General features: G+C 65.1%; 28 protein-coding genes. 7 read left to right on the top strand and 21 right to left on the bottom strand.

Translation table 11 applies throughout. From position 1 onward, the window contains the following. Window positions 1-166: 166 nt before the first annotated feature. From ABJO18_RS12890 to ABJO18_RS12835, 12 genes are all read right to left on the bottom strand, one after another. The gene (locus ABJO18_RS12890) at window positions 167-868 is read right to left on the bottom strand and encodes a class I SAM-dependent methyltransferase (protein WP_348509540.1); all 702 of its coding nucleotides are present in this window, start codon (window positions 866-868) and stop codon (window positions 167-169) included. A gap of 124 nt (window positions 869-992) precedes the next feature. Beyond that, on the bottom strand, window positions 993-1181 hold the full coding sequence (locus tag ABJO18_RS12885; RefSeq protein WP_348509539.1) for a hypothetical protein: 189 nt from the start codon (window positions 1179-1181) through the stop codon (window positions 993-995). A 190-nt stretch (window positions 1182-1371) separates the two neighbouring features. Further along, window positions 1372-1674 carry a hypothetical protein gene (locus tag ABJO18_RS12880; protein WP_348509538.1) on the bottom strand — a complete coding sequence of 101 codons (303 nt, stop codon included), beginning with the start codon at window positions 1672-1674 and terminating at the stop codon, window positions 1372-1374. 63 nt (window positions 1675-1737) lie between these two features. Beyond that, a complete protein-coding gene (locus tag ABJO18_RS12875; RefSeq protein ID WP_348509537.1) occupies window positions 1738-2019 on the bottom strand; it encodes a hypothetical protein in 282 nt (93 codons plus the stop codon). A gap of 18 nt (window positions 2020-2037) precedes the next feature. After that, window positions 2038-2382, bottom strand: a complete 345-nt coding sequence (locus ABJO18_RS12870; protein ID WP_348509536.1) for a hypothetical protein — start codon at window positions 2380-2382, stop codon at window positions 2038-2040. Between the two features lie 89 nt (window positions 2383-2471). Further along, on the bottom strand, window positions 2472-3143 hold the full coding sequence (locus tag ABJO18_RS12865) for a TorF family putative porin (RefSeq protein WP_348509535.1): 672 nt from the start codon (window positions 3141-3143) through the stop codon (window positions 2472-2474). Between the two features lie 10 nt (window positions 3144-3153). Continuing rightward, a complete protein-coding gene (locus tag ABJO18_RS12860) occupies window positions 3154-5298 on the bottom strand; it encodes a methyl-accepting chemotaxis protein (protein ID WP_348509534.1) in 2145 nt (714 codons plus the stop codon). A 155-nt stretch (window positions 5299-5453) separates the two neighbouring features. After that, complete coding sequence (locus ABJO18_RS12855; protein ID WP_348509533.1) at window positions 5454-6692, bottom strand: glycosyltransferase; 1239 nt, start codon at window positions 6690-6692, stop codon at window positions 5454-5456. Between the two features lie 61 nt (window positions 6693-6753). After that, on the bottom strand, window positions 6754-8028 hold the full coding sequence (locus ABJO18_RS12850) for a dicarboxylate/amino acid:cation symporter (protein WP_348509532.1): 1275 nt from the start codon (window positions 8026-8028) through the stop codon (window positions 6754-6756). Between the two features lie 109 nt (window positions 8029-8137). Then, window positions 8138-8434: a hypothetical protein gene (locus tag ABJO18_RS12845; RefSeq protein ID WP_348509531.1), complete on the bottom strand. Its 297-nt coding sequence runs from the start codon at window positions 8432-8434 to the stop codon at window positions 8138-8140. Between the two features lie 131 nt (window positions 8435-8565). Further along, window positions 8566-9087: a carboxymuconolactone decarboxylase family protein gene (locus ABJO18_RS12840; protein ID WP_348509530.1), complete on the bottom strand. Its 522-nt coding sequence runs from the start codon at window positions 9085-9087 to the stop codon at window positions 8566-8568. 172 nt (window positions 9088-9259) lie between these two features. Beyond that, window positions 9260-9811 carry a peroxiredoxin gene (locus tag ABJO18_RS12835; RefSeq protein WP_348509529.1) on the bottom strand — a complete coding sequence of 184 codons (552 nt, stop codon included), beginning with the start codon at window positions 9809-9811 and terminating at the stop codon, window positions 9260-9262. A 120-nt stretch (window positions 9812-9931) separates the two neighbouring features. Here ABJO18_RS12835 and ABJO18_RS12830 point away from each other — a divergent pair, with 120 nt between their 5' ends. Together ABJO18_RS12830 and ABJO18_RS12825 are read left to right on the top strand one after the other, a co-directional pair. Beyond that, window positions 9932-10876 carry a hydrogen peroxide-inducible genes activator gene (locus ABJO18_RS12830; protein ID WP_348509528.1) on the top strand — a complete coding sequence of 315 codons (945 nt, stop codon included), beginning with the start codon at window positions 9932-9934 and terminating at the stop codon, window positions 10874-10876. Window positions 10877-11081: 205 nt separating this feature from the next. Further along, window positions 11082-11606: a MarR family transcriptional regulator gene (locus ABJO18_RS12825; protein WP_348509527.1), complete on the top strand. Its 525-nt coding sequence runs from the start codon at window positions 11082-11084 to the stop codon at window positions 11604-11606. A gap of 15 nt (window positions 11607-11621) precedes the next feature. On the opposite strand, the gene arsC is transcribed toward ABJO18_RS12825, so the two are convergent. Further along, window positions 11622-11975, bottom strand: coding sequence for an arsenate reductase (glutaredoxin) (gene arsC, locus ABJO18_RS12820; protein ID WP_348509526.1), 354 nt, complete (start codon window positions 11973-11975; stop codon window positions 11622-11624). 84 nt (window positions 11976-12059) lie between these two features. Then, on the bottom strand, window positions 12060-12908 hold the full coding sequence (locus ABJO18_RS12815) for a CoA ester lyase (RefSeq protein WP_348515960.1): 849 nt from the start codon (window positions 12906-12908) through the stop codon (window positions 12060-12062). 55 nt (window positions 12909-12963) lie between these two features. On the opposite strand from ABJO18_RS12815, the gene ABJO18_RS12810 reads away from it, so the two are divergent. Continuing rightward, a complete protein-coding gene (locus ABJO18_RS12810; RefSeq protein WP_348508613.1) occupies window positions 12964-13821 on the top strand; it encodes a PfkB family carbohydrate kinase in 858 nt (285 codons plus the stop codon). Between the two features lie 65 nt (window positions 13822-13886). Then, window positions 13887-15026 carry a serine hydrolase domain-containing protein gene (locus ABJO18_RS12805; RefSeq protein WP_348515959.1) on the top strand — a complete coding sequence of 380 codons (1140 nt, stop codon included), beginning with the start codon at window positions 13887-13889 and terminating at the stop codon, window positions 15024-15026. A gap of 17 nt (window positions 15027-15043) precedes the next feature. Here ABJO18_RS12805 and ABJO18_RS12800 read toward each other — a convergent pair whose 3' ends face one another. Then, the gene (locus ABJO18_RS12800) at window positions 15044-15544 is read right to left on the bottom strand and encodes a hypothetical protein (RefSeq protein ID WP_348507918.1); all 501 of its coding nucleotides are present in this window, start codon (window positions 15542-15544) and stop codon (window positions 15044-15046) included. Between the two features lie 160 nt (window positions 15545-15704). On the opposite strand from ABJO18_RS12800, the gene ABJO18_RS12795 reads away from it, so the two are divergent. Then, window positions 15705-16034 (top strand): VOC family protein, encoded by a 330-nt coding sequence (locus tag ABJO18_RS12795; RefSeq protein WP_291882226.1) that lies wholly within the window; start codon window positions 15705-15707, stop codon window positions 16032-16034. On the opposite strand, the gene ABJO18_RS12790 is transcribed toward ABJO18_RS12795, so the two are convergent. The 3 genes from ABJO18_RS12790 to rarD form a co-directional block, all read right to left on the bottom strand. Next, window positions 16025-16417, bottom strand: a complete 393-nt coding sequence (locus tag ABJO18_RS12790; RefSeq protein ID WP_348507919.1) for a VOC family protein — start codon at window positions 16415-16417, stop codon at window positions 16025-16027. The genes ABJO18_RS12795 and ABJO18_RS12790 overlap by 10 nt on opposite strands. Beyond that, window positions 16417-17382 carry an alpha/beta hydrolase gene (locus ABJO18_RS12785; protein ID WP_348507920.1) on the bottom strand — a complete coding sequence of 322 codons (966 nt, stop codon included), beginning with the start codon at window positions 17380-17382 and terminating at the stop codon, window positions 16417-16419. The genes ABJO18_RS12790 and ABJO18_RS12785 overlap by 1 nt, the downstream gene beginning before the upstream one ends. Before the next feature lie 101 nt (window positions 17383-17483). Beyond that, on the bottom strand, window positions 17484-18404 hold the full coding sequence (gene rarD / locus ABJO18_RS12780) for an EamA family transporter RarD (RefSeq protein ID WP_348507921.1): 921 nt from the start codon (window positions 18402-18404) through the stop codon (window positions 17484-17486). A gap of 163 nt (window positions 18405-18567) precedes the next feature. On the opposite strand from rarD, the gene ABJO18_RS12775 reads away from it, so the two are divergent. Then, window positions 18568-20571, top strand: a complete 2004-nt coding sequence (locus ABJO18_RS12775) for an acyltransferase (protein WP_348507922.1) — start codon at window positions 18568-18570, stop codon at window positions 20569-20571. An 8-nt stretch (window positions 20572-20579) separates the two neighbouring features. On the opposite strand, the gene ABJO18_RS12770 is transcribed toward ABJO18_RS12775, so the two are convergent. Together ABJO18_RS12770 and ABJO18_RS12765 are read right to left on the bottom strand one after the other, a co-directional pair. Further along, window positions 20580-21602, bottom strand: a complete 1023-nt coding sequence (locus tag ABJO18_RS12770) for an aspartate-semialdehyde dehydrogenase (protein WP_348507923.1) — start codon at window positions 21600-21602, stop codon at window positions 20580-20582. A gap of 226 nt (window positions 21603-21828) precedes the next feature. Next, window positions 21829-22134 (bottom strand): hypothetical protein, encoded by a 306-nt coding sequence (locus tag ABJO18_RS12765; protein WP_348507924.1) that lies wholly within the window; start codon window positions 22132-22134, stop codon window positions 21829-21831. Window positions 22135-22459: 325 nt separating this feature from the next. Here ABJO18_RS12765 and ABJO18_RS12760 point away from each other — a divergent pair, with 325 nt between their 5' ends. Further along, window positions 22460-22672, top strand: coding sequence for a cold-shock protein (locus tag ABJO18_RS12760; protein WP_271187138.1), 213 nt, complete (start codon window positions 22460-22462; stop codon window positions 22670-22672). A gap of 84 nt (window positions 22673-22756) precedes the next feature. Here ABJO18_RS12760 and ABJO18_RS12755 read toward each other — a convergent pair whose 3' ends face one another. After that, entirely contained in the window at window positions 22757-23773 is a 1017-nt protein-coding gene (locus ABJO18_RS12755) for a glycerophosphodiester phosphodiesterase family protein (RefSeq protein WP_348507925.1), read from the bottom strand. Window positions 23774-23806 lie beyond the last annotated feature (33 nt).

The raw sequence follows: 23806 nt of genomic DNA, 5'->3' as shown, positions 1-23806 counted from the left end.
AAGTCCAGGCAAAGCGTCGCAGCCCCGCTGAGCGAAGACTTCGCCGAGCGGGGTTCTCGCCGGCCTCCCCCGTCAGTTGGGACGGATGTGCCGGTAAGACAAGCGTGTGAGCTTGCGTGATGAAGGCGGGGCAATACGCGGCAGGGCCAGCGGAGTCAAGCCAGCCTCAGATGCGCCGAGCCGTATGGCCGTGGATCAGCCCGCCCTGGTAGAATTGCGCGGGCTCCGAAAATCCCGCCGAAGCGATCAGCGCGGCGAGCTCGTTCGGTGGCAGGAGGCCGACCGACTTGTCCAGATTGGCGCGGTAGGATGCGACGCTGTCATCGTCCAGGCCGGCCGCGCGGATTGCGGACAGCCAGACATGTTCCAGCGCGTCGAACGTGGTCGCCTGCCGGTCGCCGGAGAGGTCGGCATTGATCAGGATGCCGCCGGAGCGCAGGCGTTCGGCGATGCCGGTGAAATAGGCCAGGCGTTCGGTGCGGTCGGTGATGAAGTGGGAGGCGAGGATGGAGGTGGCCGCGTCGTAGGCGATGCCGTCATCGAGTTCGTCGACATAGCCTTCGAAGAGGCGCACACGGTCGGCGATGCCGGCCGCCTCGACCTCGCGCCTGCAGACCGCCAGCATGTCGGCGGAGGGGTCGAGCGCCGTAAAGCGCCAGTCCGGGGCGAGGCTGGCGAGATAGAGCACTTCCTTGCCGGTGCCGGCGCCGACGCAGAGGATTTCCGCCGTCTCCGGCAGGTCCTGCAGAAGGAGGCGGCCCGAGAGCAGGTGAAGCGCGTCGCGTAGTGGCGCCAGAGGTTCGTTGCGGGCGTCATAGCTGGCGGCCATGTCGCCTTCGAAGGCAGGATGGATCTGACGGTTGGACATGCTTCCCCCTCAAAATGTGATAACATCACATATCGGGAGCCCGGTTGCGCCTGTAAAGGCCCGGGTGTGAGACCGGTCGAATTTATCACTGTTTGGGGGTGCTGTAATACGTGACCGGTGCCGGTCAGCCGGCGGCCTTGGCTTCGTGGATCGCCATGACGGGCTGGGGCGCGGCTTCGCGGAAGCTGACGGCCGGACGGTCTGCACTGGCCGACAGAAGGGCACCGAAAACGGATGCGAAGACCAGTCCGGCGGTCAGCCAGATCAGTCCGGATTTCGCGATCGTTCCCAGTCCGTAGTCAGCCTTGCTCATCGTCCTCACTCCACTTGCGGCGGCCAAGCCGCCTCCCGTGTCGCTACACGGGCGATTCCAGCGTTGAATCGTTTAACGAAACCTTTCCGGCATCGGTTCCATTGAAAGCGTCGTTAAGACTTCGACAATTCGCATCGAATTGCGGCGGAACCGGCCGGTGACGGTCAGATGGGGAAAGGTCCGCCCGGTTTCAAGAGGCCGCCAGACGGCGGAACAGTTCCGGCGCGCGCCAGGCGAACCAGATGGCCGTCCAGACATTGCCCAGCACGAAAACCGGCGCGATCCAGACAATCCGCAGGATCCAGCGCCGCTCGAAACAGCCGATCACGATCGCCGACAGGACAAAGCCGATATAGAGGTCGGCCAGGGTCACGCGGCCCCAGGGGCGCGAGAGCAGCCAGTCTCCGGCGGCAGAAAAATCCCCGGTCCCGACGGCGAGGGCAATCAGGGCCGTCAGAACCAGGGACAATGCGAGCAGGAAAAGGCGGGTCATGTGGGGGACTCCTTCTCCCGTTCGCGAGGGACAAGAAGGATACGTCCGCAAGCGCGGCGTGGATCACCCGGCTTCGTCCGGGCCCGGCTCGGCCGACCAGTCGGCGATGTCGCAGCGCGCCACCGGTTCGCGGGACTGGGCGGGAAAACGGGCCAGCCAGCAATCCTCGAAGACCGAGCAATAGCAGACATCGAAACGCAGATCGTGCCGCACCGAGTCGAGGGCCTGCCAGACAGCGTGGCCGCGCGGCCGGGTTTCGGCGTCGGGGCGGTCGAAGGCGATGAAGTTGACGCGCTCCTGCGGGGCAAGGAAGCGTGACTGGACGTCGTCGAAAACCAGCGCCATCTGCCCGTCCCGGAAGGCCTAGTGCATATAGCCGAGGCGCTCCTCCTCCGGAACGCTGTCCGGCGCGCAGCAGCGGGCCAGGAATTGCGACGTGTCGCGGATAGGCTCGCCCTGCCAGCGCATGCCGAAATAGCGGATCTCGGCCGGCCCCAACCCGGTATTGTGGACGGTGATGGTCATCACCCAGCTCTGCCGGTCCTCACCGACATTGCCGTGGCCCACCTGGATCACCGGCATGACCGAGGCCTTCATGGTGCGATCCATGACAATGCCCTGGAAGACCGCGACAAACAGCGAGGCCAGCGATATCACGACGACACTCGCCGCGACGACGAGTTCGATGGTGCGATAGTGCATTTTCATGGCCGTCCCCGGTGCCAAGCCCGCATCCGGGGACCAGCCTAATCAGGACAGGTGCTGTCGCCAAACATTTTGCGGCCGGCTGGTCCTTGTCAGCCGCCGAAACTGCGGCCGACGGAGAGGACCAGACGATCTTCGTCGATCTCGCTGTCGTGCCAGCGCAGATCCCAGTCCAGCCCGAACCGGCTCGCCGTCACGCCCAGCTGATAGTCCGCGTAATTGGCGCTGCTGTCGTCATCGAAAGCCGAATGTCCGGCGCGGATATCGATACCGATCGCGTCCGTCAGCGCCCAGCTCGCACCCGCGTCGATATAGTGTGCGGCTCCGGCTTCCAGATAGAAGTCCGGCGACCAGTAAAGGCCGGCATCCAGCGTCAGCGGCCCGTAGCTGCGGGCGGCGCCTGCATGCAGTTCGACGAAGTCCTGATCGCCGGCGGCATCGGTCGCACCGGGATAGGTGTAGACAATGACGCCCAGGTCGAACGCCGTGTCCCGCCATTCGGGCGCCCAGCCGGCATAGAGGTCGAGTTCGAAATCGGTATCGTCGCCGAAATCGACATTCGAGGCCCAGGCACCGGCATAGAAGGCGCCCTGGCCCAGATCGATAGTGGCCTGGATAGCCGGATCGCCATCCGTCTGGGTCACGCCGCGGAATACATAATCGCTGGTCAGTGTGACATTGCCCGAGACGGACTGGGCACAGGCCATCGAGCCGGGCAGCGCCAGCAGCGCTGCCGCGGCAACCACAGAAGCTTTGTCCGACATGCTGCGTCTCCTAGGCCGCCCGGATGTTGGCAAGGAAGCCGTCGACTTGGTCGCGCAGCATTTCGGACTGGCGCGACAGGTCCTTGGCCGCGTCGAGCACCTGCACGGATGCCGTGCGGGACTCGCTGGCAGCCTCGTTCACGCCGGCGATATTGACCGTCACATCCCGGGTGCCGGTGGCGGCCTCCTGGACATTGCTGGCGATCTCGCGCGTGGCAGCGGCCTGCTCCTCCATGGCGCCGGAAATCGACCCGGCGATCCGGTTGAGGTCGGCAATCGCCTCGGCCACCGAACCGATCGCCTTCGCCGAAACGCCGGTCGCGTTCTGGATTTCCTCGATCTGCTGGGAGATCTCCGTCGTGGCGTTGGCGGTCTGGGCAGCCAGCTGCTTCACCTCCTGGGCAACGATGGCAAAACCCTTGCCGGCTTCCCCGGCGCGCGCCGCCTCGATGGTCGCGTTGAGCGCGAGGAGATTGGTCTGTTCGGCAATGTCCTGGATGAGCGAAACGACCGTGCCGATGCGGTTGGCTGCTTCGGTCAGCGCTTCGACCCGGCGCACGGTGACGCTGGCCTCTTCTTCCGCCGTGATGGCTCGCTCCGAGCTCTCGACCGCCTGACGGCCGATCTCGCCGATGGAGGCCGACATTTCCTCGGCTGCCGTGGCAACGGTTTCCACATTGGCGGTTGCCTGCTCGGCGGATGCGGCGACGGAGACGGCCTGATTGCTGGTCTGTTCGGAGGAGGCCGACAGGCTTTCCGCCGACTGGGACAGCTGGGTGGCGGCGCTGGCCAGCGCGGAAACGACAGCGCCGACCGAGTTTTCGAACTCGTCAGCCATGCGCAGGCGCTCGGCCTTCATGCGTTCGGCAGCGGCGGCTTCGGCCTCGGCGCTTTCGCGCTCCAGCCGGACCTTGTCGACAAGGCTCTGCTTGAACTGCTCGATCGTCTCCGCGAGCGCGCCGATCTCGTCCTGGCGGTTGCGGTGCGGCACGTCGATCTGCAGATCGCCGGCGGCCACGGTGCGGGTGACATCGGTGAGCGTCTGGATCGGCTTTGCGGCCTTCATCGCAATCCAGACACCGACGGCGCCGATCAGCAGGGTGAGAACGATGGCGGCCACGAGCAGGGTGATGGTCAGCGAGCGCGATGCAGCCAGGGCTTCGGCCCGCGTCATGGTCACGACAGTCGCCCAGCGGACGCCGTGAAATTCAGTTGGTGCGACGGCCGCGAACACCCGGTTGCCGAGGTGATCTACGGCATCGATCACGCTGTGCCGGTTGGTGGCCATCGTGGCCTCGATCGCGTCACCGGCGCGTTGTTCCAGGATGGTGGAACCGTCGGCGAAGCGGGTATCGGTCCGCATCAGACCGTCGCCGCCGATAATGTAGGCCTCACCAGTGTCGCCAAGCCCGGTCAGCGAACCGGCCACGGCATTGAGCCGGCTGATCGGCATCTGGAAAACCAGAACGCCGGCGCGATTGCCGTTGGCATCAAAAACAGGGGTCGCGATGAAGCTGGCCGGTGCGTCATTGCTCGGCGCATAGGGCGCGAAGTCGGCAAAGGCGATCTCCGAAGATTGCAAGGCAGCCGCTTCGCGGAAGACGTGTCCGAGATCGGTATCGCGGTGCGGGCCACGCATCAGGTTGGTGGCAAAGTCGGCTTCCTTGAACACCGAGTAGACGAGATCCCCGTCGGTGTTGAGCAGGAAGACATCGTAATAGCCGCGCGCGCGCAGGAAGCTGCGGAACCAAGGGTGGTAGGTCGCGTGAGTCTCGCTGTAAGCCGAGCCGTCTTGCGCCGCATCGAGATTGTCGCGCTCGCCGACCGGGTGGGGGTTGTCGGTGATATAGGCGCGTTGCAGGCGGGTCGTGGCTCCCTGGCCCAGCTCGCGCCAGGACGTGTCGAACGCGTTGAGTGCGGCCAGCGTGTTCGGATTGGTCGCGACTGTCTCGATGTCCTGGTCGATCGACTCCAGATAGTCGGAGATCTGGTCGGATCGCGCGTCCGCGACGGCGTAGAGCCGGGTTTCGGCGGCCTGTTTCGAGGCCTCCTGGCTGCGCCAGACGGCTGTCGTTCCCAGAACGACACCCAGTGCGACACAACCCACAAAACCGATAAGCCCGAATTTCACGGCAATGCTGAGTTTGGAAAGCATGGAGAGCTCCGCTACCTGCGTGCCACCTCAATAGATCGCCAAACGTTAAATCGAATTTACTTATAAAGAGCCGGAATGAATTTATTATTCAGTAGCTAAGGTAAATTTACGACAATACTCTACCTTCGGTCATGTGGTTCAATTCGGGCGTGTGCTTATAGAGCGGCGGCGGATTCGATCAGGTCGGCCGCGCGCCCGGTGCCGTTTTCCATGGCCAGGCCCTTCGCGATCTGGTTGCACCGTACCCGCCAGACTTCGCTGGCCTCGATCTGTTTCAGTGCGCGGGCAAAGCGGTTGGCCGTGAAGCGCGCCGGCCGTAGAGGGGCGGGGCCGAGGCCCTGTTCGCGCAGGCGCTCCCCCCACCAGGGCTGATCGACCATGAAGGGGACGATCAGGCTGGGGCGCCCGGCGGTCAGTGCGGCGGCTGTCGTGCCGGCACCGCCATGATGGACGATGGTCCGGCAACGCGGGAAGAGTTTGCCGTGCGGCGCGCTGTCGATGACGTGGATGTCCCGGCCGGGTGAGGCCGGCAGGTTTGCCCAGCCGCGCGCGATGACGCCGCGCAGGCCGGCGCGGCGCAGGCCCTTGATGGCGGCCCTGGCCAGCTCTGTCGCTCGGCCCGACACCATGGATCCGAAACCGACATAGACCGGCGCAGGGCCTGCGCTGAGGAAGTCTTCGAGTGCCGGGTCCAGCGGCGCCGGGTCCTCCAGCATCCAGTAGCCGGTGAGGTGTGTGTGGGCGTCCCAGTCGGCAGGCCGGGGCACGATGAGGGGCGAGTTGGCGATCAGGCGCAGGCAGGGCCGGCCGGCGAAACTGCCGTGCCGGATCGCGTTGCCAACCGGTCGAAGCCCGAGTTCGGTGCGCGCCGCATTTACCCGCTTGCGGAAAGGCGCCATGGCAAAGTCCAGCGGCCGCCAGGACAGACGGTTCCAGAAGCGTCCGTGATCCTTTGCGAATGTGCCGGGCATGGGGAAGGCGTGTGTCGGGGCGATGGCCGGCAGAGGCGCCGTCATCACGAAGCCGGCGCCGGCCGCTTCGGCGCCTGTTGCGGAAAACAGGCATTTGGGATGGGCAACGACCATGTCGGCGCCGCGCGCGCCTTCCATGCCTTCCCTCAGGGTCGCCTCGATCATCGGCTCCACCATGCGGCGGCGATAGCGGAAGGCATTCAGCGGATTGCGCGTCAGGCCCAGCGCGTCGGCCTCGCGCAGATAGGCCCCCATATCGAGATCGAAGGCGCGGGCGGCCAGGCCGAAACCCTCCACCCAGGCCGTGAAATCCCGGGGCACGGAGAGGGTGACGTCATGGCCCCGCCCCTGCAGCTCCAGCCCGAGCGCGATATAGGGCTGCACGTCACCGCGCGTTCCGAATGTGTGAATGGCAATCCGCAACTGACCGTCTCCGTTCTTCCTGTCACACAAGGTGGCCGGAAAGACGCAGACGGTTCAGTCGTCAGATGACGGCCGGGTCGCGGAAGCGTTCCTCGTCCAGCTCGCCTTCCCATTTGGCCACGGCCGTGGCGACGGCGGCGTCACCGGTGACGTTCACGGCGGTGCGGGCCATGTCCATGATCCGGTCCACCGGCAGGATGAAGCCGACAATGATCGCCGTGTGCTCGGGCGTGACGCCGAAGGTTTCCAGCACGATCGCCAGCAGGAAGAGCGAGGCCGAGGGGATGCCCGCAGCGCCGATCGACACGATGGCCGCCGTGAAGGCGATCATGACGTAGTTCATGAAGGTCAGGTCGTAGCCGAAGGCCTGGGCCGTGAAGAGCGCGAGGATGCCCAGATAGAGCGCGGTGCCGTCCATGTTGATCGTCGCGCCCAGCGGCAGGACGGAGCCGGCGACCGACTTCTTGACGCCCAGATTGTCCGAGGCGGCCGCGATGGTGACCGGCAGGGTCGCCGAGGACGAGGCGGTGGAATAGGCCACCGCGATCGGGTCGGTCATGCCGCGGAAAAAGCGCACCAGCGGCAGGTTGAGGATCACGCGGATAAGGAAGCCATAGGTGATGATGGCGTGAACGATCAGGCCCAGATAGACGGCCACGATCAGGGTCAGGATGGCCTGCAGCGCCTCGATGCCCTGGCTGGCGGCGGTATAGGTGACGAGGGCGAAGACGCCGAAGGGCGCGACCTCCATCACATAGTGGGTGATTTTCAGCACCACATCCGAGGCCGAGTTGAACAGGTCTGCCACCGGCTTGCCGGCCTTGCCGACGGCGATGATGCCGACGCCGAGCAGCAGCGAGAAGAAGATGATGGCCAGCACGTCGCCATCGGCCAGCGCGGCGACCGGATTGGTCGGTACGATCTCGAGTAGGCGGTCGGTGATCGACGGGGCTTCCGTGGAAACAGGCGCAGGCTCGACGCCTTCAAAGTCGACGCCGATGCCGGGACGGAAAATGGTGCCGAAGGTCAGGCCGATGATATTGGCGAAGATCGTGGTGACGAAATAGGCCGCGATTGTCTTCAGGCCGAGCGAGCCCAGCTTGGACGGCTTGCCCATGGCGATCACACCGGCCACGAGGGTGGTGAAGATCAGCGGCACGATCAGCATGCGGATCAGGTTGATGAAGAGATCGCCGACCGGGCGCAGCCAGGTTTCGATCCAGGCGGTGGCGGCCTCCTGGCCCATCGTGCCGGACATGACGAGGCCGGTGATGACCCCCAGAACCAGCGCCGCGAGCACGCGTTGCCACAGTTTGATCTTGAACCACCAGCGCATGGTCTATCTCCCCCTGAACGCGGTCTCCACGCCGCGCAAACAGACCCCGCACACTAGTGGGTGAGCGAAAAGCGTCAATCTTGCTGCCGCAATGCGACTGCAGAGCGTTCTAGCGGGAGCGGGGAGCGTAGGTGGCTTTGAGAAGCGCAGCCGGCAGGGTGATGGCCGAACCGGCCAGACCGGCCAGCAGGCACAGTGCGCTCGGAAGGCCGGCGGCAGTCAGCGCGCCGGCTGCGACCAGGCCCAGCGAGGCCAGGGCAGGCAGGGCAATCCGCAGCCAGGACACGTCGGCATAATGCGACGCGCGGGACATGGTCTCCTTGGAAAACCACATCCGGCCATCGTGTTCACCGGTATCGGTGCGATGGGCCCGCTTGGGTAGCGGATCGAGCGTATGGTCGATCATTGACATACGCTCATTATACGGAATTTCTACGGGCGCGCAATCTGATCCTTGCGCGCCCGTATTTTTACCGGAAAACAACCCGGTGCGCCGGGGTCTTCAGACGCATCGGAATTTCACGATATCGTCAAAAATCAGCTTTCGGCGGCCATTACATGCGCCACCGCATTCACCGTCGCGGCGATCCGGACGGCGGTCTGGATCTGGGCGGCGGTCAGGCCGTGCTTGCGCAGCTCGGCCTCGTGGCTGTCGATGCACAGGCCGCAGCCATTGATCGCCGACACGGCCAGCGACCACAGCTCGAAATCGCCCTTGTCGACGCCGGGATTGGCGATGACATTCATGCGCAGCTTGGCCGGCATGGAGCCGTATTCCTTGTTCTTGGACAGGTGCAGGAAGCGGTAATAGACATTGTTCATGCCCATGATCGCCGAGGCCGCCTTGGCCGCGGTCACGGCTTCCGGGCTCAGCACCTCTTCGGCTGCAGCCGACAGGGCGGCCAGCGTCTTCGGCTCGCCGACGGCATGGGCGGAGGCGAGGAAAGTGCCCCACTTCTTCTGGTCGTCCAGATCGGTTTCACGCGCCAGCGAGGACAGGTTCAGCTTCAGGTCCTTGGCGTAGTCGGGCAGGTCGTTTTTCAGCGCATCGAGGCTCATCGGGCTCTCCTTCAGGGGAAACCACGCGCGGCCGGACGGGCCGCAATCGCTTGGAATTTACGGGGTCGGGAACAAGGGTGCCCCGGGCCGGCAGGTCACACGAAGGGGCCGGCACCGGGGCAAACCGACGGCGCGCGAGGGTGGCGCCGTCAGCCGGGGGTCTTCGGACCGCTTATGCGGCCAGCGTGTCGCCGCCGACGGCGCGGTTGCAGGGGCACAGCTCGTCCGTCTGCAGGGCGTCGAGGACGCGCAGCGTGTCTTCCGGGTTGCGGCCGACATTCAGATTGGTCGCATAGACGTGCTGGATGACGCCGTCCGGATCGACGATGTAGGTGTAGCGGTAGGCCACGCCTTCCGGGGAGCGGATGCCCAGGCTGTCGACCAGCGAACCGGTCGTGTCGGCGAACTGCCAGTGACCCAGCTTGTCGAGATCCGGGTGCTCGCGGCGCCAGGCCAGCTTGCAGAATTCATTGTCGGTCGAACCGGTCAGCACGACGGCGTCACGGTCGGAGAATTCTTCGGCCAGATTGTTGAAGGCCACGATCTCGGTCGGGCACACGAAGGTGAAGTCCTTCGGATAGAAAACGAGGACCTTCCACTTGCCTTCAAAGCTGTCCTGCGTGACGGTCTCGAACGCGGATTCGCCGTTCTCTTCGTGATTGTTGAAGCCCGGCTTCACACCGGTGACTTCGAAATCGGGAAGCTTGTCGCCAATACCCAGCATAGGTCTCTCCATTGAGTGCGGCCGGCTTGTGCCGGCGTTTGTGATGAGGGCCTTGTGACGCAGTGCAACAGACAAATCCAATGGATTGTTTCTGGGCGAGCCATAACTATTATCAATACCATGTCCCAGCTCCCCACACTCCGGCAGTTGCAATTCCTGATCGCCCTTGCAGAGCACGGAAGTTTCTCCCGTGCGGCCGAGGCGGTGTTCGTTACCCAGCCGACCTTGTCAGCTGCAATCAAGGAGCTGGAGATGATCCTGGGCACCGTGCTGGTCGAGCGCGGCGCGCGCGGCGCCGCGCTCACCCCGGCCGGCGAGGTGGTGCTGGAACGGGCCCGGCGGGTGATGGCCGAGGCCGAGGACCTGGTGATCGCGGCCCAGGCGGCCGGCGAGCCGCTGACCGGGCCGTTCAAGCTGGGCGTGATCCCCACCATTGCGCCCTTCCTGCTACCGCGCGTCCTGCCTGCGCTGCGTGCGTTGCACCCCAAGCTGGAAGTCTTCCTGCGCGAGGACCTGACCGACCGGCTGTTCGATGCGCTGCGCGACCGGCGTCTCGACGCCGCGCTCGTCGCGCTGCCCTATGAAGCGCCGATGATCGAGACCAAGGCGATCTGGTCGGACGAATTCCTGTTTGCCTGTCCGCCCGATCACCGTCTCGCGGGGGCCGGCAAGCTGTCCCCGTCAGACCTGGCCGATGAACCCCTGCTGCTGCTGGAAGACGGGCATTGCCTGCGCGACCATGCGCTGTCGGTCTGCTCGACGGGCTCGGCACGGTCGGACTTTGCCGCGACCAGCCTGCACACGCTGGTTCAGATGGTGAAATCGGGCCTGGGCGCCACCCTGCTGCCGCGCATGGCGGTGGATGCGGGCCTGGTCGACCAGATGGGCCTCGCCGTCCTGCCCTTCGATCCGCCCGTGGCCGGCCGCGAGATCGGCGTGGCCTGGCGAAAGGGCTCGGCCCGCGCCGAGGAAGCGATCCAGCTGGGCGAAGCCATTCGGGCGAGCCTGGCACCGGGGGAAAAGATGCAGGACGGACCGGCGACAGCTACGGGCACTGCTGGCTAGAGCATTTTCAGCGAAAGTGGGAACCGGTTTCGCGGTTCGAAAATGCGGCCGCCAAGGAATCTGCATTTTCAGCGAAAGTGGGAACCGGTTTCGCGGTTCGAAAATGCGGCCGACGAACAGGTCGCAGCCTGCGTCAGCCAACCACATGGTCTTCCGCACGGCTTCGTGTTTCTTTTCAGACAGAAAAAAGTGAAGGCGCCCGCCCATGTATCTTTCCGCACCCATGCAGCGTTTTGTCCTTCACTGGGGCGAGATGGGTTCGCGCTGGGGCGTCAACCGCTCGATCGCCCAGATCCACGCCCTGCTCTACCTGGCCGACGAGCCGCTGGATGCCGAGGAAATCGTCGATACGCTGAAGATCGCGCGGTCGAATGTCTCCAACTCGCTCAAAGAGTTGCAGGCGCTCGGCCTGGTCAATCGCGAACAGATGCTGGGCGACCGGCGCGACCGCTTCACCGCCACGCACGAGCCCTGGGACATGCTGATGGCCATCGCCGAGGCCCGCAAGCAGCGCGAGATCGACCCCACCATCCAGATCCTGCAGGAATGCGCCGATGCTGCAGAAGCCGATGGCAATACGCCGGAGCTGGCCGCCGAACGCCTGCGCCGGATGGAGGAGTTCGTCAGCAATCTCACCGGCTGGTACGGCCAGGTAAAATCCCTGCCCCAGGGCACGCTGATCAAGCTGATGAAGCTGGGCGCCCGGATCGCGAAATTCGTGGGCGGGTAAGCCGCGCCAGCGGTCCTAGAACAGTTCCAGCACCTGTTCCGGCGGGCGGCCGATCATGGCCTTGCCGTTATGGATCACGACGGGGCGTTCGATCAGCTTGGGGTTCTGGGACATCGCCTTCAGGACAGCTTCCTCGTCCTCGACGGCTTTCAGGCCGAGCTCGCGATAGATCGTTTCGTTCTTGCGCAGCCATTCGTGCGCCGAGGTGTAGCCGAGCTGTTTCAGCACGGTCTTGAGCTCGGAGACGCTGGGCGCGTCCTCCATGTAATTGCGAACGGTGAGATCGCCGCCGCGCGCCTCGAGCAAGGCCAGCGTCTGACGGGATTTCGAACAGCGCGGATTGTGCCAGATGGTCGTCGAATCGCTCATTTTTCTTCCCTCAAGTCGAGTGATGAAAGCCGGTCTTGCCACTCGACATCAAGTCTTCATCTGCATTTGCCATCTACGGCAGGGTCATGCGTCATTGTCGCCCGCGGCCGACAGCAGGGCCCGGGCGGCGTCCAGATGCAGGCGTTCCACCATGTCGCCATCGAGCGAGATCACGCCCTTTCCGGCGTTCTCGGGATCGGCGAAGGCGGCGACAATGCGGGCGGCCCGTTCCAGCTCCGCAGAGGTGGGGCCGAAATAAAGATGTGCAAGATCCACCTGGCCGGGATGGATCAGGGTCTTTCCGTCAAAGCCCAGCGTGCGGCCCTGTTCGGCCTCGGCGCGGAAGCCCTTCGGGTCGCGGAACTGGTTGTAGACGCCGTCCAGCGCGTAAAGCCCGCGGGCCCGCGCGGCGCACACAATGGCGGCCAGGTGCGGCACCAGCGCCAGCCGGGCCTGTTCGGCCGTGCAGCGCAGCTCCTTGGCGAGGTCATTGGTACCGGCGATCAGCCCGGCCAGCCCGGTCCCCGTGGCGCTGGCAATGCCGTTGAGATTCATCACGCCCAGCGGCGTCTCGATCATCGCCCAGATCGGGATGGAGGTGCCATGCGTGCTCAATGCGCTGCGTGCGGCATGCAGATCGCCGACCTGGTTGACCTTGGGCAGCACGATGGCGTCGGCCCGGGCCGATTCGCGCATGTCGGCGGCATTCCAGGCCGTGTCCGGACCATTGACGCGTACCGCACGGATCGCGCCGGAGGCCGACCAGCTGTCGAGCGCGTCGGCAACGCGGGCGCGGGCCTCGTCCTTTTCGTCCGGACCCACGGCATCTTCCAGATCCAGGATCAGGAGATCGGCGCCGACATGGGCAGCCTTCTCGATGGCGCGGGGCTTGGAGGCGGGAACGAAGAGGGCGGAGCGTATCAGTCGGCGCATGTAGGGTCCGGATGGGGCTTCAGCTCTTGGGAAAATCGGATATAGCATACTTCCCATGCCGATGGCGCTGATCCTTTCCAGTCTCGTGGCGGCCTCCCGTGTGGGGGGCGGCGTGTCCGAGCGCGTGCTCAACGCGGCCGGCATCGACACCATGCTCGTGCCCACCGTGCTTTACGGCCGCCAGCCCGGCTGGGGCCCGCCCGGCGGCGGGCCGGTGGAACAGGACATGTTCGAGGGCGTGCTCTCCGGCATTTCCGACCAGGGTCTGCTCGACATCACCGATGTCGTGCTGACCGGCTATTTCGCCGATGTCGGCCAGATCTTCGATACGGCCGCGGCGATCGATGTCGTACGCAAGGGCTCGCGGGTCAATCGCGGTGTCCGCGCCTTCGCCCGCGAGCCGATCGTCGTGGTCGACCCGATCATGGGCGATGCGCCGGGCGGACTCTATGTGCCGCCCGCCATCGCCGCCGGCATCAAGGACCAGCTGGTCAGCCGCGCCGACTTGGTGACGCCGAACGCTTTCGAGCTCGGTCATATCACCGGACGCCAGCTGACCGACCTGGCCTCCATGGTGCGGGCAGCCCGATCGCTCGAATGCCCCGCCATCGTCACCTCCCTGCCGCGGCACGGGCAGATCGGCGTCATGTATGTCGACAATAGCGAGGCCTGGCTGGTCACGCATGAGCGTATCCCCGATGCGCCGAAAGGCACGGGCGATGTGCTGACGGCGGCGTTTGTCGGCGCCATCGTCAACGGAGCCGAACCGAAAGCCGCACTCGAGCACGCCGTGGCAGCCACCGTATCCGTGGTGATGCGGGCGCATGAGTGGAAGGCGCCGGAACTGCCGATTGTCGCTGCTGCCGACGTATTGCGTCAGCCGCTGGTCAGCTATGAGGCCGAGGCGATCTAGGCACGGCTGAGATGCGTCAGTATCGCCCTTGCTCGGGTGCCCCGGAACGGGTTAGCCAGACCGTCATGACCACCGACACCCTCCCCGCCGTCCACGGCTCTGTTGCGCCGGGTTTCGAACCCGTCCGCGACGCGTTTCTCGCCAATTGGTCCGATCAGGACGAGATCGGCGCCGGTTTCGCCCTGCGCATCGATGGCGAGACGGTCGTCGACATTCACGCCGGCTGGGCCGATCGCAAGAAATCGCGGGACTGGCAGACCGACACGCTGGTGCCGGTCTATTCGACGGGCAAGGCGGTTGCCGCGCTGGTCATGGCCAAGCTCGTCGATCGCGGTCTTCTGCAATACGACGTGCCGGTGGCCGACTACTGGCCGGAATTCGCCGCGGGCGGGAAGTCGCGGGTCACGGTGGCCGAGGCGCTGTCGCACCAGGCGGGTCTGTCGGGCATTGCCGAGGAGATGGATGCGGGCGACTGGTTCGATGCGGCAAAGATCGAGGATCGCCTCGCCCGCCAGGCGCCGTTGTGGGAGCTGGGCACCGGCTCGGGCTATCACCCCGTCACCTTTGGCTTCATCGCCGACGCCCTGGCGCGCCGCACCGACGGCCGGTCGATCGGCGCCATCCTGCGCGAGGACATCTGCGGTCCGACCGGGATCGATTTCCATGTCGGCCTGCCCGAAAGCGAGCATGCCCGCACGGCCGAGCATGCCATGCCGCGCCAGGTGCCCGATCTGGGTGAGCGGACGCGGCCGCGTGAACTGGCCTTCCTGAAGGCCTGGTCCTCACCCGGCCGCCGCGGCGCCACGGAATGGCGCAAGGCCGAATTCCCCGCTGCCAACGCCCACGCGACCGCGTCTGCCCTGGCCCGCCTGATGGGCGTCTATGCGCTGGACGGCAAGCTGGACGACAAGCGTTTCCTGTCGGCCGCCACGCTAGAGGCGCTGGTGAAGGAACGCGTCGCCGGCCCTGACAAGGTCCTGCCCTTCGATCTTTCCTGGGCAGCCGGTGTGATGCGCAATACCCGTACGCAATTCTACGGTCCGACGCCGGAGGCTGTGGGCCATTCCGGCTGGGGCGGATCCTGTGCCTTTGCCGATCCGGTCCGGCGCCTGACCGGCGCCTATGTGATGAACCGCCAGCAGCACTATCTCGCCGGCGACCCCCGCCCCATGCGGATCATCGAGGCGGTCTACGGCTGTCTGTAGGGCTGGCCCCGGCGGTTCTAGTCGGTCATCTGGAAAATCATCTGGTCCGTTCGCGGGGCATCCGGCCCGTCAAGACAGGCTGGCGGCAGTGCGTAGCGCATCAAAGCATCGCGCGCCGAGGCTTCGAACAGTGCGGCGTCCGGTTCTGACAGGCCGCTCGCGTCGGCAATGCTTGCCCGGATATCTGTCGCTTGCCCGTTATCCTGCCAGGCATAGGTCAGGGTGACACGCACCGGCGCTTCGATCTCGATCTGTGTTCCGTCAGCCCTTACTGGCCAGGTTGCTCGAAGACGGGCGCCGTGGAACGAGCAGGCGTGCGGCGAATGGAGCGTTTCGGCGAACGTCAGATCGTCCGCCGAAACCTCGAGCGGGTCCGGCATATCCGAGAGGATTTGCGAGCCCAGTGACTGTACGCATTGCGTCTCCTCCGCGCTCATCGAGGCGGCGTCTGTGATGCCGCAAACGGCTGGTGGCGCGCTGGCCTGGAGAATTCCGGCAATCGCGATCAGGGCAGGCATTCCGGCAGTCCTTCCGGTTGGGGCCACGCGAACGACCAGTGTCGCTGAGCGCAACATGTCGGGGCAATACGGCCCTTGTTCGGCACCAGGCGGTCGCGGTTCAAGTTCGACAACCGGCCCGGCGCCTTCTAGCCTGTCGAGAACAAGGCAGGAGTCGCGCATGTATCTGGGACATTTCTCGGTTTCGCTGGCGGTGAAGGATATCCGCAAATCGCTGGCCTTCTACGAGGCGCTGGGGTTTGAGAAGCTTGACGGCGATGTCGAGCAGAACTGGCTGATCCTGAAGAGCGGCGAGGCGAAGATCGGCCTGTTCCAGGGCATGTTCGAAGAGGATCTGCTCACCTTCAACCCGTCCGATGCCCGCGCGCTGGAAAAGGCGCTGAAGGACAAGGGCATCGAGCCGGAAACCGGCACGTCCGGCGATGAAGGTCCGGCCCATTTCGTGCTGAAGGACCCGGACGGGCGGACCATTCTCGTTGATCAGTTCTGAGCGGGCACCGGTCCGATCAGGTCCCAGTCATTGCCGTAAAGATCGCGGAAGACCGCGACGCGGCCGTAGGCTTCGTCGCGGGGCGGGCGGATGAATTCGACGCCGTTTGCCTGCAGGCGGGCGTAGTCGCGATCGAAATCCGCCGTCTCCAGAAAGAAGCCGACGCGGCCGCCGGCCTGTCGGCCGATCGCGGTGGCCTGATCCGGGCTGGCCGCGCGCGCCAGCAGCAGGTTCGCGCCGCCGGTGCCGGGTGAGACGACGACCCAGCGCTTGATGTCCGAAAGCCGCGTATCCTCGATCAGCTCGAAGCCCAGCACACCGCAATAATAGGCGATGGCCCGGTCATAATCATCGACAACGAGGGTGATCTGGAACAGGCGCATCAGCCGCCCGCAGCCGGAAAGCGCCGCTGCAGCCAGTCCAGCATGTGGGCGTTGAGCAATTCCGGGGCTTCCCACATCGTCCAGTGGCCGCAGCCTTCGATGATCTGGAATTCCACGTCCTTGCACAGGGCAGGCATCCATCCGGCCAGTTTCGGCGGCAGCATGAAATCCTTTTCGGCCGAGACCATCAGGCAGGGCATGGCGAGCCGGTGGTCGACACCGCCCATGCGCTGCCAGTTGGCGTCGAAATTCCGGTAGAGATTGATGCCCGGCGTAAAGCCCGTGGTGCGATAGGCGTCGGCATAGACGGCGCGGTCTTCCGGGCTGACGACGATCTTGTCTTCCGGACGGCCCTCGAAAGTCTCGAACTGTTTGGGAATGTGGGTGACCTGTGGGTAGAGGTCTTCCGGATCGCCCTCAACCGGGGTTCCGAAGATGAAGGCGAAGAACTCGTCCTCGCGGCCCTCGAAGCGGCTTTCGGCATAACCCGGCTCCTGGAAGCGCAGGATGTAGTGATCCTCGCCGCCGATCTGCCGAAAAGTGTTCGTGGGCGGTTCGGCGCCGCGGGGCAGGTGGGGCGTGTTGACGCCGATCACCCCGGCAACCCGTTCCGGGGCCAGCATGGCCGCATGCCAGACGATGATCCCGCCCCAGTCATGGCCGGCGAAGACGGCGGTCTCATGGCCCAGCGCGTCGAGCAGTCCGGTCAGGTCGCCCACCAGCGTGTCGATATTGTAGGCGTCGGCGCCTTCGGGACAGTCCGACCCGCCAAACCCCCGCAGATCGGGCGCGATCACGCGGTAGCCGGCCTCGGCCAGCACACCGATCTGGTTCTTCCAGGACCAGGCGAGCTCGGGCCAGCCATGGGCCAGGATGAGCGGCTGGCCGTCTTCCGGTCCGGCGAGGTGAACAGCGAGCGTGATGCCGTTTGTGGCGATACGCGTGGCGGGGGGGAAATCGGTCATCGAGCCTCTCCGGTCCTGAAACCTCTTGGGGATCAGGCGATTATTGTTGCGGCGCAGGAGAGAACAGGGATCCGGCGCGGTCAAGACCGCGGCCGGACGGGCTATTCCGCTTCCGGCTGGGCCTCGGCGGCGACGGCCCGCTTCTTCTGCCGCCGCAGGGTGGAGTAGGCGAACATGCCCACGCCCGCCCAGATGAAGGCGAAGGTGACGAGGTGGGAGGCGGTGAAGGTCTCCCCGCCCATCACGCCGATCGCGAACTGCATGGAGGGCGCGATGAATTGCAAAAGGCCCATGGTCGACAGGTGCAGTCCGCGCACGCCGATGGCGTAGAGCAGCAGCGGCACCACCGTCACCAGGCCGGCGGCCATCAGCATCAGCGCCTGTGCGGGGCTTTCCTGGAAATGCCCCAGCCCGTTCAGCTGCAGGATGGTAAGCCCGACGATCGCGATGGGCAGGTTGAAGGAGGTTTCCCAGAACAGGCCGATCCGGCCGTCAACGGCGGCGACCTTGCGCAGATAGCCATAGGCCGTGAAGGAGGTGGCCAGCGCCAGCGAGATCCACGGCACCTGGCCGACGGCGATGATCTGGTTCGCCACGCCGAGCGCGGCGAGCACGATGGCAGCGATGCGGAACGGGCCGAGCGGTTCGCGCAGGACGATCACGCCGACCGCCACGCTCATCAGCGGGTTGATGTAATAGCCCAGCGAGGCCTGCAGCACGTGGCCGGAATTCACCGCAAAGATGAAGATCCACCAGTTGACCGAGATCAGGGCCGCCGTGCCCACCAGTGTCAGGATTGTCCGGCGATCGGCCAGGACGGCCAGGGCCTGGCGCATCTTGCCCGAAACCGCCAGCACCAGGGCCAGGATCGGCACCGCCCAGATAATGCGGTGCATCACGATCTCGAACGGGTTGGCAAAATCCAGCGCCTGGAAGAAGAGCGGCGCCACGCCCCAGATCAGATAGCTGGACAGGCCGGCCGCCAGCGCGGGGCGGATGTCGGTATTCGGCTCGGACGACATGCGACACTCCCTCGCGCAGCATTCCCAGCACATAGGATGAGCGGGCCGGGAATGCGACCCGTATCCTGTGCATGTCTGCCATGCCGACGGTCACGCGGGGTCATTGCACAAGTGTGCGGATCGATCTTTTGTTATAGGAGCGGGCGCATCGGACGGGGGGATCATGCGGCACAAGACGGACTATCGGCCGGATATCGACGGGCTGCGTGCGATCGCGGTGCTGGCGGTTGTCCTGTTCCACCTGGATATCGAGGTGTTTTCCGGCGGATTTGTCGGCGTCGACGTCTTCTTCGTGATCTCCGGCTTCCTCATCTCTTCCATCATTGCGGCCAAGGCGGAAGCCGGCCGTTTCTCGTTCCGGGACTTCTATCTTGGGCGCGTCCGGCGGATCATTCCCCCGCTCGTGGCCACGGTCGCGGTTACCTTCATTGCGTCAGCCTTCATTCTGACCCCGGACGACTTTCAGCGTTTTTCCCGCAGCGCCGTTGCCGCGCTCGCCTCCGCATCGAATATCGTCTTCTACCTCGAGGCCGGCTACTGGGACACGGCGTCGGAGCTCAAACCGCTTCTGCACACCTGGTCTCTGGGGGTCGAGGAGCAGTTCTATCTCGTCTGGCCGGCCGTGATCGTGGGCGCGCTGACGTTTGCCGGACGTGCGCGCCTTCCTGCGATCCTGGCCGGCATTGCGGTTCTGGGTTTCCTGGCGACGCTGATCTATGGCTGGCGGGACCTGTCGGGCGCCTTCTACCTCTTCCCCTTCCGGATATTCCAGTTCGCGGCAGGCGCGGCCCTGGGGTGTTTCGCCCGGCAGGACGCCTGGACCCGGCACAGCCCGCCGGGCCGGGTGCGGGACGGCCTGTTCCTGGCGGGGCTGGTGTCAGTACTGGCGAGCGTTCTTCTGTTCGACGGCGAGACGGCTTTTCCCGGCTGGGCGGTGCTCCTGCCCACTCTTGGTGCCGTCGCGCTGCTTCTGTCCGGCAGCTTCATGAACCGGCAGGCGGGTCTCGGCCGTCTGATGCTGGAAAACCCGGTCAGTATCTGGCTCGGCAAAATATCCTATGCCCTGTATCTCGTTCACTGGCCGGTCGTCGCGCTCTACCGCTACCGCACCGGGCTGGATCTGACACCGGTCGAGCAACTGGTGCTGGCCGCAGCGATGCTTCTGGCGGCGGCCGGCCTGCACTACGGGCTGGAGCGGCGCTTCTACCGCCGTGCTGGTGAGACGTCGGCCGAATTCCGCCTGACACCGGGGGCGTTTGCGCTCCGGACGGTGGCCGTCAGCCTGGTCTTCGCATGTGTGGCAGGGCATGCCTGGTTCGCCGGCGGCTGGGCTTGGCGGATACCCGACCTGTCGCTGACGGCGGAACAGATCGAGGCCGGGCAGAGAGCCCGCTTTTCCCGTCAGGACGAGGTCTGCCAGATCGACGCGTTCTACAGCGGGGATCCGCTGTGCAACCGGCCGGATGCCAGACGTGTGCTGTTTCTCGGGAACTCTCACGAGCCGGATGCCTACAACTTCCTGCTGGGCGGATTCGGTGATCAGCCGGGGCTGGAGTTCGTTCGCTTCGGGACGGCCAATCCGTGCGGCCGCATCGAAATAGCACCGGACGGCCGGCTGGTGTCCGACCGGCCGGCCTGTGGGGACAGGCTCGAGGTTCTCAACCGCGACGATTTTCTCGCTTCGATCGACGATCTCGTCTACGCGGTCCGGGGCCCGTTCTGGTCAAACAAGCGCGGCTTTGTCGACCTGCTTGCCTGGCTCAAGGCCCGCAATCCGGACCTTCGCGTCATCGTTATGGGCGGGTATTTCTCCACCGATATCCCGTGCGCCAGAATCGTGAATGAGACGGGAGATCCGCGCAATTGCGCTGCGCCGGAGCATGTCACCGGGTTCGAGGGCAATCCGCAGGACGAGCCGCTCTACGGCGAGGTCATGGCATTGGCGGACGTCTATATCGATCGGGTGGCCCTGTTGTGCGAGGAGCGCCGGGCAGAAACCTGCCTCACCCGGACGCCCGAAGGCATCCCCGTCTTCTATGACGAACACCACATGTCGCTGGAATTCGCGGAAATGGCGGGCCGGATGTATGCCGAGCAGAACCCGGACCTGTTCGGCCCGCAGCCCGCGGCCGCACCCGGCTCCGAAGTGGAGCCGGGCGGGCAGTAGCCGGGGTCTCAGCTGTTTTTCAACAGGCCCTTGTTGAGCAGGCCTTCGGCGATCTGCACGGCATTCAGGGCGGCGCCCTTGCGCAGATTGTCCGAGACGACCCACAGGGCGAGGCCGTTCTCGACGGTCGGGTCCTCGCGGATACGCGACACGAAGGTGGCGAATTCGCCGACGCATTCGACCGGCGTCACGTAGCCCTCGTCCTCACGCTTGTCGATGACCATCAGGCCGGGACTTTCCCGCAGCAGGGCGCGGGCCTCGTCGGCCGACATTTCGTCTTCCAGCTCCAGATGCGCCGCGATCGAGTGGCCGACAAAGACCGGAACGCGGGCGCAGGTGGCGAAGAGCTTGATCTTCGGATCGAGGATCTTCTTCGTCTCCACCGTCATCTTCCACTCTTCCTTGGTGGCGCCGTCTTCCATGAAGACGTCGATGTGCGGGATGACGTTGAAGGCGATCTGCTTGGTGAATTTCTGCGGCGTCGGCTGGTCGTTGACGTAGATGCCCTTGGTCTGGGTCCACAGCTCGTCCATGCCTTCCTGACCCGCGCCGGAGACGGACTGGTAGGTAGCGCAGGAAACGCGCTTGATGCCGACCCGGTCATGGATCGGCTTCAGGGCGACGACAAGCTGGATGGTCGAGCAGTTCGGATTGGCGACAATGCCCTTCTTCTTCACGCCGTCGAGGGCATCCAGATTGACCTCGGGCACCACCAGCGGCACGTCCGGATCCATCCGCCAGGCCGAGGAATTGTCGACCACGATGGCGCCGGCCTTGGCAATCTTCGGCGCCCATTCCTTCGACGGCTCACCACCGGCGGACATCAGGACAAGGTCGACCTTGGAGTAATCGAAGGTCTCGACGTCCTGGCATTTCAGCGTCCTCTCGCCATAGGAGAGTTCCACGCCCATGGATTTGCGGGTCGCCAGTGCATACACCTCATCGGCGGGGAACAGCCGTTCCGCCAGAATGGTGAGCATCTCCTTGCCCACCGCGCCTGTTGCACCGAAAACCGCGACTTTCACGCCCATCTTGACTGACCTTTCAGCATGCCCGGAGTTGATCTCGTGCCGACAGGTGACGCCTTAAACCCCTCATTGAGGCAAGGCTAGGGCGGAGTTCAGGGAAAGCGGGGTTGCGGGCAAATTTTTTCGCCGGCCTGTGGTCGCTGGGCGGTGATGTGGACGGATCGACTTCACTTTTACGGGTTTGTGGGTCGTTCTTGCCGGCGCCGAGGTGTCTGGCTGAGGGGGGCCGCTAGCGCTTCTTCTGCATGCGCAGCCAGATGCGCCAGGCGACGAGGCCGACGAGCAGCAGGACGATCAGATCGAGCGCGTTGAAGCCCAGAAAGAGCGGCGTGATCAGCCGCTGCAGGACGCCCCAGCGGCCGTCATAGATCGTCTCGCCCTGGCGGGCGAAGCCGATATAGACCGCGACGCCGACCATCAGGGCTGCCCCGAAACCGGCCAGACGGATCATCGCGCCGGGGTTGAAGCCTCCGGTGGACTGTCGCTGCCGGTCACGCTGGCGATGGGTGCGGTCGAGAAAGCGGCGTCGGCTCATCCGCGCAGGAGTAGGCGATCTTCCGGCGGGGTCAAGCCGCCAGGGCTGCATGGCCTGGCGTGGACGGCAAGGTTTTGTTGCGTATGCCACAAGAGTTTCATTTGCTTTGTGAGCAAATCCGTGCGCATATCCGCGGCGACGGGCGGCCCCAGAGGCCGGACGGAATTCTGATCGCCTACCCGGTGGCGCCCGTGAGGGGGTCACATCGGACACCTAGACTTCAGCCTTCCCCGACTTTCTACGTCCGTAATACCAGTGTCAGGGCGCTGACATTGCATTTTTTCTATGCCCGCACGCAGGGCACGCATTCAAGGGAAGGTTCCCCATGGCCACAGGTACGGTCAAATTCTTCAACCAAAGCAAAGGCTTTGGCTTCATCACCCCGGACGAGGGCGGCAATGACGTCTTCGTGCACATCTCCGCTGTCCAGGCATCTGGCCTGCCGGGGCTGAACGACGGCCAAAAGGTCTCCTTCGAGACCGAACCGGACCGTCGCGGCAAGGGACCGAAGGCGATCAACCTGCAATACGCCGACTAAGGCGCAACAGGATCCAGAAGATCGAACGGCGTGGAGAGCAATCTCCACGCCGTTTTCTTTTGCCGATTGCTTGTTGGGCGGTGCCTATTCGCCGGCCGGCTCGCCGGTCATGGCATCGCGCACCGCCACCGCGGTGGCCGGAAAGTCGGCAAACACGCCGTCGACGCCCAGCCGGTAGACGCGCTCCAGCTCCGTGGCGATATCGATGTCCTCGGCCAGCGGGACATCGTCGCGGAAGGTCCAGGGGTGGACCTCAAGGCCCAGCGCATGGGCGCGGGCGACAAAACCGGTATCCTCGCCCGCCTCGGTGATGACCAGACCCTTGGCAGGGCCGACGGCATCGGCGAAGACGGCCAGGTCGTCCAGGGCGACACTCGGCTGCAGCGGATCGGCCGAGGGGTCGAGCTCCTGCATCGGGAAGACCAGCATCGCCAGCGGCGTGTCGATCTCGGTATTCAGCCGCGCCAGGAAGTCCGGCTCGAAACACTGGATGGTCATCGGCGCATCGGCGCTGTCGAGCCCGCGCTCGCGCAGGATGCGGACGAGCTCGGGCAGCGGGTCCAGACCGATCGAGACGAAATGACCCGGCGCCTTGACCTCAGGCTCGGTGGGGATGCCATGCGAGGCGGCGAGATCCAGAACCTCCTCGAAGGTCGGGATCGGAAATTCGCCATTGAATCTCGCATCGCGCTGGGGCCAGGGCTGGATGGCGCGCAGGGTGCGCAGCTCGGCGAGCGTGAAGTCCTCGACCCACCAGTCGGACCGGCCGTCCTGTTCGCGCCGGCGGTCGGCGAATTCGGCGTGGTCGGCAATGTCGGTCGTGGTGGACAGATAATGGTCGTGACGGACCACAAGCACGCCATCGGCGGTCATCACGAGGTCGGGCTCGATCACGTCGGCGCCCTGCGCGATGGCCAGTTCATAGGCGGCCAGCGTGTGCTCCGGCCGTTCGCCGCTGGCACCGCGATGGGCAATCACGAGCGGCGGTTCGCCGGACAGGGTCTGCCAGGACATCGGCGCTGCCGTGTCTTCCTCGCCGCAGGCGGCAAGCCCGGCAGCCAGCGAGAAGGCCAGTCCGGCTAGAATGATGTGTCGGCGCATCTTCCCCTCCGCGTGCGTTGCGCGGCACACTAG

Source organism: Maricaulis sp. (assembly GCF_039978735.1).
Lineage (GTDB): Bacteria > Pseudomonadota > Alphaproteobacteria > Caulobacterales > Maricaulaceae > Maricaulis.
Note: the sequence above shows the minus strand (reverse complement) of the source record. Positions and strands in the feature narration are given on the sequence as shown.